Below are 14,595 nucleotides of genomic sequence, written 5' to 3'. Positions count from 1 at the left end.
TTAAATGTTGTGATCTGTGAATAAGGCCTTATTCACGAATCCAAGTTTGACTACGACCGAGCGCAGACACTCCAACATAACCTCTTAACATCAAGCGATTACCGTTTGAGTTGAGTTTGGCTTTCATGGAATAAATTTTACCTGTAAGTGGATCGATAATTTTTCCACCGACATAGTCTTCATCACTGGTTTGTTTGAGATTTTTAAGAACATCCATACCTAAAATGGGTTTATTGGTATAAGGCGCTGGACAGTCTATACAGGTTTCTTTTGGGGTATAACCAGGACGCGGGGTAATTTTGATGATTTTACCAGTATATGTGCCATTGGCTTCTTTGCGTATTTCAAGCACAGCTTTAGAAGAGCCAGTTTTATCATCGATATTTTTCCAAATACCAGTGATATCTTTTGCCATACTGCTACAGCTTAAAACAGAAAATAATGTCCCTAAGATGAACTTATTAAACCTCATTTATTGATTCCTTATCAAAATGGGGGAAAGAATAGTTCATCTTAAGCTGAATAATTACTCTAGGCAATCATGTGAAAAGTAAAATAAATCACATTTATTTTATAAAAAGTATAAAAGTTGGCAACCAGATGGCTGTGAACACCGCATTTACTGCCATTCCAAAGGCTGCATAACGACCTGCAACCGCTCCACGTTGCCAAGCTTGGGCCGTTCCGATGGCATGTGCAGCCAGTCCTAAAGCCAAGCCAGATGCGCGTTCATCATTAATATTACGTAAAATAATCGATGAAAATGCTGCCCCAATCACGCCCGATAAAATTACGATCAAAATCACTAATGTGACTGGTGAGTGCAGTAAAGTTGCAATATTAATTGCAATTGGCGTTGTCACAGCACGTGTGGCAAAGGCCATAATGGTCGGTTCTGACATATGCAGTAAATAAGCTAAGCTCATAGGTAATGCAACAGCACTGATACTGGCAAAGACCAAGATCCCTACGACAGATTTCAGTGGTAAATCATCATAACGCATTGCGGCTAATGGAATAGCCAATGCCACAGTGACATAACCGAGTAGGTGGCTAAATAGACCATTCATATCGGTATTGTATTTTTCGTAAGGAATTTTAAAGATCATTAAAATTCCAATCACAAAAAACATGCCAATAACCAGAAGCGGAATTTGAGGAAAGCGTTTATTAATTGGTTTCGCTGCCAAGTAGGCAATTAGTGTGATTAAAAAACCAGTGATTACACTTAACATATCAGCCTCCTATAGCCACTTCTTCGCCATTTTTGCATAAATCCAGAGTGGAATCAGTGTACTGACAAACATCACAACCAGGAATAAGGGGATCTCTTTTCCCATACTGACCAGCATGATTAATGAACCAGCACATATCGGTAGGAAAGCAAATCCACTTTCTCTCATTAATTTATTGTTGGTATCGACCAGACGGGCAGGGATTTTCTTGAATCTACGCCATAAAACCAACACAAATAGTAGGCTGAGTAGACCTGTTAAATTGCCCAATTCAGGATGATTAAATTGTGACATCACTAACACAGAAGCTTCACGAAAGAAGATGATAAGTCCTATTGTGAAGATCCATGCTTGCCAATCGATACCTTTTAACTGATCCATGTGTGTTTATTTATAAAAATTGATCTTTCACGTTTTAACCGATTTAGCGCTTTATTTCAAACTCTTCTAACGGTCTTTTAAATTGCTCTGCCTTATTTCCAAGTATTTCAACGAGTGGTATATGTGCCTGATTGATGAGCTGTTCCAGTTTTTGTGGTGCCATGGCAACCACCAATTGTAAGTTGCCTTCATCGTCAGAATGTTCAGATTCGATGACGTTAAGATCGTAAAGTTGATTTTTTAACTTACCATAAGCGGGTTTTAATTGTAGTTCAAAACGTTGAATTTGGCCCATCAAACATTCATGTACCGCTTTACGTAACAGGTCTAAACCTTGTTGTGTATGGGCTGAAACATAAACACGCTCAGGTTGGTGCGGTTTGGCATAAATGATTTTGGCTTCTTCTCCGCTTTGATCGATCTTGTTATAAACTCTTAATATTGGAACATCTGCGCCAATTTCATTTAACACCGTTTCTACGGCATCAATTTGTTCCATGACATCAGGACTACTCGAATCGATGATATGTAGCAGTAAAGTGGCTTCTAAAGTTTCTTCCAAAGTTGCCTTAAAGGATTCGACTAAAGAATGAGCTAGATTGCGCACAAAACCAACAGTGTCTGCAAGAACAAGCGTGCCAATACCATCCCAATCTAAACGGCGTAAGGTTGGATCAAGTGTGGCAAATAATTGATCTGCAGCATAAACATCACTATTTGCCAAAATATTAAAAAGTGTTGATTTGCCTGCGTTGGTATAACCGACTAAAGACACAGTTGGAATATTGGCTTTTTGGCGAGCAGCACGGCCTTGAATACGTGTTTTTCGGACTTTTTCTAGACGATCTTTGAGCTGTTCCATACGGATGCGTAATAGACGTCGATCTGTTTCAAGTAAGGTTTCACCTGGTCCACGTAGACCAATACCACCTTTCTGACTGTCTAGATTGCTACGACTGCGGACTAAACGTGATGAAAGGTGATCTAACTGAGCCAATTCAACTTGTAGTTTACCTTCATGGGTACGGGCACGTTGCGCAAAAATATCAAGAATCAAACCTGTACGGTCGATCACACGACATTTTAAAATACGTTCTAAATTGCGTTCCTGAGCGGGCGATAGTGCTTGGTCAAAAATGACCAATTCCACTTCATCTGCCTCAACTTGCTCAGCAATTTCTTCTGCTTTACCTGAACCAATAAAAAACTTAGGGTCGGGTTTAATCCGTTGTACGCTTAAATGCTCTAATATATCCGCGCCCGCAGATTTAGCCAGTAATCGAAATTCTTCTGCATCAAGATCTTCTAAGATTTGAACATTCACACTGACTAAAATGGTTTTTTCACCACCTTGATTTTGATCAAAGTATTCCACAGATTGTAAAACTCAGACATTAGATTAGAAAAATCATTCTAAAGGATATTCTGTGTTAAATCCTTAGCCGTATGCAAAGTATTGGAATAAATTTATAACCATTTGAATTTATTTTAAAATGTTTATTTATATTTCTCTAGTGATTTTTTAGATGTTCTGAAAAAGCTAGCTGCGTGATTGATACTCCATCTTCTTATAATTTAGGATTGTGCTTATCTGAATATTCATTTAGCAAAGTTAATCAGGGTTAATGTCATCTATGATGAATGCAAGTTGGTTTAGATATGTATACAATAGTGCCAGTTTAATATGAAATACATTTTGTTTAGTGAATATCTATGACTCAACAACAAGCAATCAAAAAGTCAAAACCATCGAAATTAAGCGCTTTATCTAAAGTCTTTTTGTACAGTAAAAAACTGGTATCAGGAACATCTGCTGTTGCAGAAGGCTTTTATCTGGTTTACCGCCATCAACTCTATAAAGATCCCAATAATCCTAAAAATACCCGTTATGTTCAATATTTTTGTCGCCGGCTAAGTGAAGTATTTAATGTTGATGTACGTGTACATGGCGATATTCCTCGTGAACCTGCATTGTGGGTGAGTAACCATATTTCATGGTTGGATATTGCTGTTTTAGGTTCTGGGGCAAGGGTATTCTTTTTAGCGAAAGCTGAAATTGAAAAATGGCCAGTTTTTGGCAATTTGGCTAAAGGTGGTGGAACCCTATTTATTAAACGTGGTTCAGGGGATTCGGTGCGTATTCGAGAGCAAATCGCTGAGTTCTTAAGTAAAGATATTCCAGTTTTGTTTTTCCCTGAAGCAACGACCACCGATGGTTCAAAAGTCAAAAAAGTACATGGTCGGATCTTAGGTGCAGCGATTGAAGCTAAGAAACCCGTACAAGTGTGTGTGATTTGCTATGTAAATCAACATGGGAAATTAGATACCGTGGTGCCTTTTATTGGCGAAACCACATTTGTTGAACATGTTCAAGCTGTGCTGGAAATGCCAAAGGTTGTGGCGCATCTCAAAACCTTTCCTGCGATTGCAACAGAAGGGCATACAGTTGAAAGCCTGACTCAACAAGTGCAAGTGATGATGCAAAAAGGCTTGGAAGATCTACAGAAAGAAGTCCTAACAGATTGACGATCTATTCAAAATGATGTTTCTGACTGTTTTGAATAGCTCAAAAGCTGTCTGCAAGAGTGTGTAGGTTTATAAAATATCTTTATTTTTTATCAGAATAGATAATCATGATTTTTACTCAGCAAGCCAACATATTTGTCTCTGGAGCAGAGTCACAACGAGGATTGTTCGAAAAAGCAAAAAATAATAAGTGAGGACGATTGATTCTAGATTCAAAAATACAGTGAAGGCATTATTGTTTCTCAACGATTTTACCAGAGATGGCTATCGCTTTTGTCGGCATGGATGCCGCCGTTGGTCAAGGGCGATAAGGATTGCACCTTTGACAAACATGAGCAAAAACAAAGCACGGCTTTGTTTGCAGCGTAAGTTTTGGCATTGCCCGAGAAAAGTAGAGCATCGCTTATGCAAATTGATCGAAACTTTTCTCAAAATATAAGGCAGTGAATACATCTTATATTATGCGATTTTTCATGAATTGTATTACTTTGCTTATTCAGTGCTTATACCATATCTATGAAACTATTCAGGATTACATAAAGCCCTCAATCGGCAACCAAGAAATCACCTTAATTCCTGCTTTTTGCCACCACTTCATTTTTGGTTCTTTTCTTAAAGTGACAATACCTTGAGGTGTTTCTTTGAGCCAATTGATTTTATTCTGTGAATCTAGAACCAACTTATAAGCATATTTTTTTAAATTATCGTCCATGGTTTTATGTACAGCAATTGCCAACGGTGGACTGTTGATAATGACGCCAATTTCAGTATTTAAGTTGGCTGAACGTGGGTCGAAATTAAATGAACCAATAAATACTTGCTTATTATCCACAGCCATCAGTTTGGCATGCAAGCTAGAACGGCTTAAGCCCTTTAAACTGACTTTGGCTTTCTTTGAGATTTCTTCTGAATTGGCATAGAGATTCTCCTCAGAAACGGCAGGCAGGAACTCATAAAGCTCGACACCATTTTTTAATAAGTTATCTCGATATTTTGCATAAAATGCATGCACCAATGCGACATCATTGGCTTTAAATGAATTGGTCAGGATACGTACTTTGACGCCCTCATCTGCCAGCTCAACCAGTTTCTTTGCGCCTTTTTTTTGCGGAACAAAATAAGCAGAGATCAGATCGACATTTTGAGTTGGGATATCTAAGCGTTTCACCATTTGGAAGTTGAGATGCTGTTCTTTTTTTGCCTTGGCCTGAATTTTATCAGGGGCATCTTTGACCACCTCTGCTTTGACCCAATCAAGTTGAATATTCTGATTGAGCCACTGATCAAAAGCATGCGTACGATTACTTAAATTTAAATAATTTTGAACCGTAATTTCTTGGTAATGGTGGGTTAATTGTTCTTTTAGGCTGTCATAACGTAAGGTGTAGGTACTGTGATTGACAATATTTCTTACCGGATAAGCATAGCTATGATTCCAATATTCATCAAAAGAATGGGTAATATCATCTACCGCTTGGCCTACAAGCATGACATCAACATCTGAAAATTGATAATTGTCACTAACATTGTAATATTGATTACTCATATTACGTCCGCCAATTAATGAAATCTGATTATCAGCAGTAAATGTTTTATTATGCATACGACGATTAATACGTTTTAAATCCAGCACCATATCGATTGGACGAATACTTCTAAAACGGTAAGGGTTAAATAATTTTACTTCTATGTTTGGGTGTTGATCTAAGGCGAGATAAACCCCTTCCATTTGTTTAGCATTATTATCATCGATCAGTAAACGAACTTTAACACCGCGATCTGCGGCTTCAATAATTTTGTATAAAGCCAATGAGCCAATTTTGTCATTGTCCCAAATGTAATATTGCAAATCTAATGTTTTTTGTGCTTTTTCAATCAAATTGATGCGTGCTGCGATTGCTTCCAGCGGATCATACAGAACGTGATAACCAGTTAACTCTGGATTTTGCGCTTTTAATGGGGAAATAATTTGTGCTAAAGGGGTGTCTTTGGTTTCTATATCGTAAGCATATTCGGGTTTAATATTTTCTTGTCGAGGTAGAGTTGAACAGGCAGAAAGGCTGAGTAAGAGGCAAGAACCGATCATCACCCAAAATTTTGACACATGGTGATTGTGAGCTTTTTGCTGTAATTGGGTATTACGATTGATCGTTCTTTGCATAATATTTTCTAAGATTTCTCAGAGCTAGAGTATAATTGCCTGAGGATATATTGACAATTCATTGATGTTTGCTGAAATGCAATCCATTTATGAAATGCCAATATCCCTTTTCAAAAGATAAATAGAGAGATGACAAGTACATACACAGTACTTGAGAGATTGAATATGTTTCCAACCCTAACCGTTACATCAATTTTTTATCTCTGCTTCATTGTGCTTGCAATATGGGGAATGAGCCAAGCATGGTTAAGTCAATCTAGAACTGAAACGATCCATCCTTTTAAGTCTTTCGTCCATTTACTCGCATTCTACCTATCTTATTTATTAATTCCGTTGTTATTTTTTAGCATTTATGCAGGTTACATCGGAAAATTCTCATTACATGAAAGTATTTTTGTTTTTTTGCTCAGTGCATTACTGATTTATGCTCGTTTTATTGAACCACATACAGTTCATGTTCAGCATATAGGTTATTGTTTGGGACAAGAGAAAACATTTACTCAACCGATTAAAGTTGCGCTGCTTGCTGATTTACATATCGGACTATTTTCTGGACATGAGCGTCAGCTGAAAACAATTGTCAAAAAAATTAATTTAGCTCAACCCGATTTTGTTGTAGTTGCGGGAGATTGGACCTATGAGCCTGAAAATAAATTGGTTGAAGAGTTGGCGATCTTAAAAGAGATTGAAGCTCCTATTTATTCAGTGAATGGCAATCATGATGAGCAATATCCGGGACCACCGATTCAAGGGTTATTGGCAAAAGCTTTAGCAGCCAATAATGTTATGGATATTGAAGGTAAAATTGTTGAATTTGATGATTTTCGTTTAATCGGTGTGGGTGATTTATGGGCAGGTAAAGCGGATATGCGCTATATGCCTGACTTACCTCAAGACAAACCGTGGTTAATTTTGTCACATAACCCCGATACGGTAGATATGGTTCCGCAATTACCTACACGTCCGCTGATGCTGTCTGGGCATACACATGGCGGGCAAGTTGAATTGCCGTGGTTGACCAGCTATGTGATGAAAAAAGTGTCTATCCTCGGTCATAAACGTGGTTTATATCAGCATGAAAATGCCGATGTATTTGTCAGTGTCGGTACCGGTATGGTGGGTGTACCTTTTCGGTTTAGAGTACCACCAACTATTGATATTATTGAGCTGAGTTAATTTTCATACTGATCAATCATGTTTTAAAATCGTAAAAGGCTGCAATCCCAATCAAAACAAGAAACCCAATCAATAACAGCATGCTGCTGGACATATTCTGATGACTCAAGTCTTCCACCCCTGAGGTTTGAATCGAAGCGTAAGTAGGGCTTGTTGAATCATAAGATGAAGACTTTGCTTGTGATGAGGTATTTTGCGTCTGTCCTTGTATAAAGTTTTCGGCAAATTTGGATAAAGCATCTGGTTGAGTCAAATCGATTTGGAATTGTTTTTGATCTCTTGCCAGTCGGGATGTTGATCATTGATTTCAATGGTTTTACCATCCTGATGGGGCATTTTCACCGTACTAGATGAAAAGTTGAATTGAAAAGATTTGCTTTCATTTTTTATATTTGGTATTTCGCCCGATAAAATTTGAGGGTTTGCTTTAAAAGCATGAAGCGCATCGGGTGATTCATGTAGGATGCGGACTAAATTTTGTGCTGCGGTAGGATCTAGTTGAAGTTGTGTAATAAGGAATTGTTCTGCTGGTTCTATTTGACGGTATTTAAGTAGATCAAGCAATGCTTGTAATTATATTTGATTCAATGGGTAGATGCTTACCCCGAATAATTTAAGTGATGAGAACAAGAGCTTTTAGTCGAAAGGCTTTCTTTTGACTGTTTTAAACTTTATTAGACATTTTGCATTGCATATTCAATCTTATTGCTGTGTTAAATTTTATCGCGGCGTTGCATTTTATTGCTTGATAAAAAATTGATATGCAAGCACAGCAACAATCGCAATAACAATAAGCATAAAAATAGGTAAGCCTTTTTTCTGGGTTTGATCTTCAATACCGACCGGTTGTGTTGTCACGCTGGATGGGCGGGGAATTGAATGAATATTATGTGTCGAATTGACAGCGCTATCACGTGCTTTGGCTTTCATTGCAGCAATGTAGTCAGCAGCCGAATCATATGTTTCACCTTGCGTAAAATGATGCATAATTTCATTCCAGTCAGGATGATGTTCATTTATCAACACTTTTTGATGATCTTGATCTAACACATAGATTTCGCCAGTTTCAAAATTCGACTGAATTGCCTTATAGCTTGGATGCTGACTATCATAAAAATCATCATCGAACTGAAATTGATTGATTGCTAAATGAGGATTTTCAGTGAGCTGTTCTACAAAGTTTTTGGCATCTTTTAGCCCAAGGTTTGAATTTTCCATGACCAGTTTAATCGCTTCAATTTTACGATTTTGTTGAATCAGGACAAGAATGTCTTGTTGTGGAGTTTGCAATTGTATATCACGAGAAATAACACTTTGGGCAGTATCTGAAAATGCAAAGTCGTATGAGTTTTCTGTCAGGTTTTCTACATAATCCTTCGCGTCTTTCAAGCCTAAGTCTGAGTGGTCTTTGACCCATTTAACTGCTTCAACTTTACGACCTTGTTGAATCAGTAAAAGAATTTCTTGTCGTTGTTGTTGGCTAAAGTCTGGCATCATGCACCTGTCATTATTAGTTTAATCGTCAATGAATATAGGTTAACAATAGATATGAGTTTTATTAATCATAGAATTAATTCAATTTTTATTACAAATTGACGTCAAATAAAAGTAGTAATTTGTGTGCGAATGGGCAATATTTTAAAACTGTCATAAAACTTTGATATTGTAAACTCATAATATTTATAACCTTAAAAGAGGGCTTAGCCATGACTCGTGATTTTGAAAAATTCCCAGAAGATGATAACGGTAATCTACTTTGGCAAATGCACGAAGATGGTGATGATTTGGAAGAGGTACATGAAATCGAGTTTTCTGTGTATTTTAAAACACAAGAACTTGCTGAAAAATGTGCAATTTATCTTTTACACGAAGAGCAAAAAGTTTCACTGTATTTGGACGAAGAAGTACAGCCAAATGAATGGGTGATTACAATTTATGTTCATCTTCTTCCAGACTACGAAGACATTGTGGATTTAGAGCAATGGTTTACTAAAATTGCTGAGCAGTTTGAAGGTGAGTATGATGGTTGGGGATGCACAACCTATATATTTGATGATGAAGACGATGAGGAATAGATGACTGATATTGTTTTAAAAGCATATCCTTGTTGATCTGCTTTTTTAAGTTTCAGACTACTCAAACCATACATATGAAAGCTTTATACAGCGCTAAACTTGATTTTCAACAAGAATAATAGTCAAGGATATGAGTATGAGTAACACGGTAAAATTGCATCGCGTTTTTAGTGCACCACCAGAGCGAGTCTATAAAGCATTCTTAGACCCAGACGCGATTGTAAAATGGATGCCACCCCATGGATTTACCGCAAAACTTTACCAAATGGATGCGAAAGTTGGCGGTTCTTATCGGATGTCTTTTACCAATTTTTCTACAGGTTCAACTCATTCATTTGGTGGAACTTACGCGGAGCTTATTCCAAACCAGCGCATACGATATTTTGATCGCTTTGATAATCCCGAATTAGCTGGAGATATTGAAGTGATCATTGAAATAAAAGGGGTGCTTGTCGGAACTGAAGTCAATATTACCCAGTCAGGCATCCCCAAAGTGATTCCTGTTGAAGCCTGTTACTTGGGATGGCAAGAGTCTTTGCAGTTACTTGGGTTATTGGTCAATCCAACCATTCCAGACCAATAAAATAGTGCTAGTGAAATAATGAAAATAATCGTTTTCGAGAGCAAATGGTACACCGCTATCCTCAACAATAAGTGGGCAATTCAATCATCGATTGTATAGATTGCGTAAGCAAGTATAAGATAGTGCTATGTTTTTAGTGCAACAGCTAAGGTGGGGCTTGCATATTTATTGCTACTCCAGTATTACCTTGTGAAAGGATATTTCTCATTATTTAGAATCACTTCGGTTAAGTACAACTCCAGTTTGGAAAAATAATGACGATTTATAGTAAGCGGATTTATGATGCTGTTTCAGAAACAGATGGTAAAAGGATTCTCGTTGATCGCTTATGGCCACGCGGTATCAAAAAAGAAGATGCTAAGATTGACTTATGGCCAAAAGACGTTACACCATCTAATCAACTGAGAAAATGGTATCACGAGGATATAGAAAGCCGTTGGGATGAATTTCAAAAACGATATCGGGTTGAATTATCTCAGGTTACAGTATCGTTAGATGAATTGCGGAAACTTACAGCACAAGGTCCTATAACCTTATTAACGGCGGCCAAAAATCAAGGTCGAAATCATGTCAGTGTTTTGCTTGATGTGTTAAATCCTAAAGCTTAGTTTAATGATCGCGGTTGATTTTTAAATTATTCCTTATATTTATTATGGTTTTTAAGTTGATGAAAAATCTTAAAATGCTATGATTGTGATTTGATCCTAAGCTGAGCTTATTATGTCGTTGCCCCATTGTCCGAAATGTAATTCAGAATACACCTATCAAGATAGTGATTTATTGATTTGCCCAGAATGTAGCTATGAATGGAAAGATGGTGAGCAAGTAACAGCAGATGACAACGTGACGATTAAAGATGCTGTTGGAAATATCTTGGCAGATGGCGACTCAGTGACGGTGATTAAAGATTTAAAAATTAAAGGTTCTTCTTCAGTGGTTAAGGTAGGAACGAAAGTCAAAAGTATTCGGTTACTTGTAGACAGTAATGATGGTCATGATATTGATTGTAAAATCGATGGGATTGGTCCAATGAAATTGAAATCAGAATTTGTGAAAAAAGCTTAATTTCTTAGGCTCATACATGATCACAGTATAATGACTGTGATCATTTTTAGTAGCTATCATTTTCTCGAATAATAATTTTTGAGGTTAGTTCTGCTTTGGAGCGAACGCCCAACTTTTTCATTAAATTTGCTTTATGTACTTCTATGGTCCGGTGTGATAGCTCTAATTTCCGGGCAATTTCTTTACAGGTAAACCCATTGACAATCAATTGGGTAATTTCAGATTCACGTTTTGTGAGTTTTTGCTTAGAAGATAACACCTGATCTTTTCGTTCAAAATGCCAGACCATTAATTTAAATGGATCTTCAGGCGTCAATGTTTGCCCATGAGTATGTGTCCAAAAGATTTCGCCATTTTTGTGCTGCATAAAACGCTGATCGGAATAGTAATGGCTTTTTTTTAACAGTAAACTTTGTAATGCATCATTGCCAACTTTTTCATAATCCTCAAGGCTAGGAAAAATTTTCACAATAGATTGCTCGATCAATTCCCCACGCTCATAGCCAAACAAAGTGGCAAATGCAGAATTCATTTCCATCATATGTCTATAACTTAATACAACGATCGGTGCAGGGCTAAAATCAAATGCGATTTTATTATAGTTCATAATAAGCATCCTTACTTAGTATAATAATAAATATAGCGAGCTAGATGGAAATAACAAGTATTAAACCGTTATTTTTTTATAATATGATGAAAATTAAATAGATTATTTTTATATGACTATGTATATAAATTTAGTATTTTAAATACTATGCAATGTATCACATTTTTTATATTTAACTTTAGTCTATATTTAGGTTTTTAATATAACTAGTTGTATTTGCTTTATTTGTTTTATTTTTAAAACTACTTAAGTAATTAAGGGTGTTGACTGAAAAAAGCAATTGATTCACATTGATGATGAGAAGCCTGTAGGTTATTTAGAATTTTTTATCAAAATAAATCAATATTAATCTTGGCTGCTTATTTTAACTTGTTTATGTAAAAAGAATGAGCTCACCTTAATTAATATAATCAGGATAGATTATCTCTAAGGTGATGAATGGATGACAATACTAAAAATTGGGCGAGGTAGCGATGGAGCACATACAAGGATCAGGTCCTCAACAACAGAAAAAATCTTCACACCGTTTAGCGGGTATATCCAGCATGGTGGGAACGACAATTGAATGGTATGACTTTTTTATTTACGGTGCAGCCGCAGCGTTGATTTTCAATAAATTGTTTTTCCCAAATCTTGATCCATTAACAGGCGTACTGGCTGCATTTGCCACATACGCAGTTGGTTTTATTGGACGTCCCTTGGGAGGTATTATCTTTGGTCATTTCGGGGACAAAATTGGTCGAAAAACAATGTTGCTCACTACCCTAATTATGATGGGGATTCCTACCGTTTTAATTGGCCTATTGCCAACCTACGAAAGTATTGGATATTGGGCGACCTTTTTTCTGGTGATTTTACGCTTTGTTCAAGGTATGGCAATGGGTGGCGAGTGGGGTGGTGCCGTGTTGATGGCTGTGGAGCATGCACCTGAAGGCGGTAAAGGCTTTTGGGGGAGTTTACCGCAAGCGAGTGCCGGTGGTGGTTTAATGTTGGCCTCTATCGCACTGGGGTTGGTTTCACTTTTACCCGAAGCAAGTCTATTTAGTTGGGGCTGGCGTTTGCCTTTCCTTGCCAGCATTTTATTGTTAGGTGTGGGGTGGTATATCCGTGTCAAAGTACCTGAGTCACCAGATTTTGAAAAAGTAAAACAACAAGCACAAGAAGTTAAAGTTCCAGCAATGCAGGTCTTTAAACATCATCCGCGTGAATTACTCACGATTATCTTTGCCCGTGCTGCTGAAAATGCATGGTTCTATATTGCTTCAACTTTTGCCTTAGCCTATACCACAACCAAGTTAGGTATTCCTCGCCAAGACATTTTGTTTGCAACGATTTGTGGTGCAGGCTTAATCATGGTGATGACGCCATTGTGTGGACATTTATCCGACAAAGTGGGGCAGCGGAATATGTTTATGTTTGGTCTAGTGGTCCTTGCATTGTATTGCTATCCGTTCTTTAGCATGCTGGATACCAAAGATCCTGTGTTGGTCTGGACCGCAATTGTTTTAGCAATCGGCGTGGTGTTTCCGATTATGTATGCGCCACAGTCTCAGTTGTTTGCTCGACAGTTCCCTGCCGAAATTCGCTACAGTGGCATCTCGATTTCAGTTCAATTTGCAGGCGTGTTAGGCGGTGGATTAGCGCCATTGATCGCCACCAAACTACTCAGTATTGGTAATGGTAGTCCTCATTTGATTGTTATCTACATCGTAAGTATGGCGATTTTCGCAATCTTCTGTAGCTTGTTTATGAAGCGTGATGATCTCAGCCTAGCGCGACATCATAAAACGGTTAAAAGCAAATTGTCTGTTTAGAGTAGATGATTGATTTAAAGAAAATCATTGCAATCAATGATCAAATTTACAACACTTAATTTTTAGGAATAAATATGAATATTTCCTTTATTGGTCTTGGGAATATGGGGCTTCCTATGGCTAAAAATTTGCTCAGTGCACAGTGGAAGGTGACAGGCTTAGATTTATCCCCCGAGGCTGTTGCAGCATTTAAATCCTTGGGTGGTGTAGCCGTAGATCACAAGCACGTTCTTCAAGATGCAGATGTTGTGATCACCATGTTACCCAACTCAGAAAGTGTCAGAAATTTTTATCTTGGTGATCAAGGTATTTTAAAAAGTTTAAAAAAGGGTTCGTTGATTATTGATTGTTCGTCGATTGCAGCTTTAACCAGCCGAGAAGTCTCAAAGTTTGCAGAATCTATGGGAGTCGACTGTGTAGATGCACCTGTTTCAGGTGGAACTTTAGCTGCCCAAGCAGCAAGCTTGACCTTTATGGTGGGTGGTTCAAAGCTGCAGTTTGAGCGAGCGAAATCTATTTTAGAGAAAATGGGTAAAAATATTTTTCATGCTGGAGAACATGGTGCAGGGCAGATTGCCAAAGCCAGTAATAACATGCTGCTGGCAATCAATATGATTGGTACCAGTGAAGCTTTGAATCTGGCAATGCGACATGGTTTAGATCCCAAAGTCATGTCTGAGATTATTCAAAACAGTTCCGGGGCAAATTGGTGTGTGGAGAAATATAATCCTGTCCCAGATGTTTTGGAAAATGTGCCTTCAAGTCAAGGTTATATTGCGGGCTTTATGACCGATTTAATGTTGAAAGATTTGGGATTATCCCTAGATGCAGCATCCGAAGTCGATGCACAGGTGAGTTTAGGAACATTGGCTCAAACGATTTATAGTAAGCATAGTCAAAGTGGTCATGGAAAGACCGACTTCAGTAGTATTTTTAATTTAGTTTCAGTCGCAACATGAAGGAAAAATCAGG

The 14,595-nt window shown here is 37.6% G+C and carries 16 protein-coding genes; 8 read left to right on the top strand and 8 right to left on the bottom strand.

What is annotated here, in order from left to right; all coding sequences use genetic code 11:
• Positions 1–28: 28 nt before the first annotated feature.
• The 4 genes from AC4CVF_RS14970 to hflX all read right to left on the bottom strand — a co-directional run bounded on the left by AC4CVF_RS14970 (position 29) and on the right by hflX (position 2,991).
• Entirely contained in the window at positions 29–472 is a 444-nt protein-coding gene (locus AC4CVF_RS14970; RefSeq protein WP_336953314.1) for a DUF2147 domain-containing protein, read from the bottom strand.
• 94 nt (positions 473–566) lie between these two features.
• Entirely contained in the window at positions 567–1,235 is a 669-nt protein-coding gene (locus AC4CVF_RS14965) for an LrgB family protein (RefSeq protein ID WP_336953312.1), read from the bottom strand.
• 9 nt (positions 1,236–1,244) lie between these two features.
• Complete coding sequence (locus AC4CVF_RS14960) at positions 1,245–1,616, bottom strand: hypothetical protein (RefSeq protein ID WP_034610058.1); 372 nt, start codon at positions 1,614–1,616, stop codon at positions 1,245–1,247.
• 43 nt (positions 1,617–1,659) lie between these two features.
• On the bottom strand, positions 1,660–2,991 hold the full coding sequence (gene hflX, locus AC4CVF_RS14955) for a ribosome rescue GTPase HflX (protein ID WP_490789654.1): 1,332 nt from the start codon (positions 2,989–2,991) through the stop codon (positions 1,660–1,662).
• A 338-nt stretch (positions 2,992–3,329) separates the two neighbouring features.
• Between hflX and AC4CVF_RS14950 the strand changes: the two genes are divergently transcribed.
• Positions 3,330–4,142, top strand: a complete 813-nt coding sequence (locus tag AC4CVF_RS14950) for a lysophospholipid acyltransferase family protein (protein ID WP_336953310.1) — start codon at positions 3,330–3,332, stop codon at positions 4,140–4,142.
• A gap of 532 nt (positions 4,143–4,674) precedes the next feature.
• On the opposite strand, the gene AC4CVF_RS14945 is transcribed toward AC4CVF_RS14950, so the two are convergent.
• The gene (locus AC4CVF_RS14945; RefSeq protein WP_336953309.1) at positions 4,675–6,303 is read right to left on the bottom strand and encodes a phospholipase D family protein; all 1,629 of its coding nucleotides are present in this window, start codon (positions 6,301–6,303) and stop codon (positions 4,675–4,677) included.
• Between the two features lie 165 nt (positions 6,304–6,468).
• On the opposite strand from AC4CVF_RS14945, the gene AC4CVF_RS14940 reads away from it, so the two are divergent.
• Entirely contained in the window at positions 6,469–7,479 is a 1,011-nt protein-coding gene (locus AC4CVF_RS14940) for a metallophosphoesterase (protein ID WP_336953308.1), read from the top strand.
• 249 nt (positions 7,480–7,728) lie between these two features.
• On the opposite strand, the gene AC4CVF_RS14935 is transcribed toward AC4CVF_RS14940, so the two are convergent.
• Together AC4CVF_RS14935 and AC4CVF_RS14930 are read right to left on the bottom strand one after the other, a co-directional pair.
• Positions 7,729–8,043, bottom strand: a complete 315-nt coding sequence (locus AC4CVF_RS14935) for a hypothetical protein (protein WP_490789653.1) — start codon at positions 8,041–8,043, stop codon at positions 7,729–7,731.
• Positions 8,044–8,217: 174 nt separating this feature from the next.
• Complete coding sequence (locus AC4CVF_RS14930; protein WP_490789652.1) at positions 8,218–8,976, bottom strand: 50S ribosomal protein L7/L12; 759 nt, start codon at positions 8,974–8,976, stop codon at positions 8,218–8,220.
• A 209-nt stretch (positions 8,977–9,185) separates the two neighbouring features.
• On the opposite strand from AC4CVF_RS14930, the gene AC4CVF_RS14925 reads away from it, so the two are divergent.
• From AC4CVF_RS14925 to AC4CVF_RS14910, 4 genes are all read left to right on the top strand, one after another.
• Positions 9,186–9,554, top strand: a complete 369-nt coding sequence (locus AC4CVF_RS14925) for a ribonuclease E inhibitor RraB (protein ID WP_336953304.1) — start codon at positions 9,186–9,188, stop codon at positions 9,552–9,554.
• A 136-nt stretch (positions 9,555–9,690) separates the two neighbouring features.
• A complete protein-coding gene (locus AC4CVF_RS14920; protein ID WP_336953303.1) occupies positions 9,691–10,137 on the top strand; it encodes an SRPBCC family protein in 447 nt (148 codons plus the stop codon).
• A 254-nt stretch (positions 10,138–10,391) separates the two neighbouring features.
• Positions 10,392–10,745 (top strand): DUF488 domain-containing protein, encoded by a 354-nt coding sequence (locus tag AC4CVF_RS14915; protein WP_419819585.1) that lies wholly within the window; start codon positions 10,392–10,394, stop codon positions 10,743–10,745.
• A gap of 112 nt (positions 10,746–10,857) precedes the next feature.
• Positions 10,858–11,202 carry a zinc ribbon domain-containing protein YjdM gene (locus AC4CVF_RS14910; RefSeq protein WP_336953300.1) on the top strand — a complete coding sequence of 115 codons (345 nt, stop codon included), beginning with the start codon at positions 10,858–10,860 and terminating at the stop codon, positions 11,200–11,202.
• A 46-nt stretch (positions 11,203–11,248) separates the two neighbouring features.
• Here the strand turns inward: AC4CVF_RS14910 and AC4CVF_RS14905 are convergent, their stop codons facing one another.
• Entirely contained in the window at positions 11,249–11,809 is a 561-nt protein-coding gene (locus tag AC4CVF_RS14905; RefSeq protein WP_336953299.1) for a LuxR C-terminal-related transcriptional regulator, read from the bottom strand.
• A gap of 473 nt (positions 11,810–12,282) precedes the next feature.
• Here AC4CVF_RS14905 and AC4CVF_RS14900 point away from each other — a divergent pair, with 473 nt between their 5' ends.
• Both AC4CVF_RS14900 and mmsB read left to right on the top strand, forming a co-directional pair.
• Positions 12,283–13,623 (top strand): MFS transporter, encoded by a 1,341-nt coding sequence (locus tag AC4CVF_RS14900; protein WP_490789651.1) that lies wholly within the window; start codon positions 12,283–12,285, stop codon positions 13,621–13,623.
• Positions 13,624–13,697: 74 nt separating this feature from the next.
• On the top strand, positions 13,698–14,582 hold the full coding sequence (gene mmsB / locus AC4CVF_RS14895) for a 3-hydroxyisobutyrate dehydrogenase (RefSeq protein WP_336953297.1): 885 nt from the start codon (positions 13,698–13,700) through the stop codon (positions 14,580–14,582).
• The last annotated feature ends 13 nt before the right edge of the window (positions 14,583–14,595 follow it).

Source organism: Acinetobacter sp. LipI_19 (assembly GCF_058242925.1).
The sequence above is the reverse complement of the archived record's forward strand: the minus strand, read 5'-3'. Positions and strand labels throughout refer to the sequence as shown.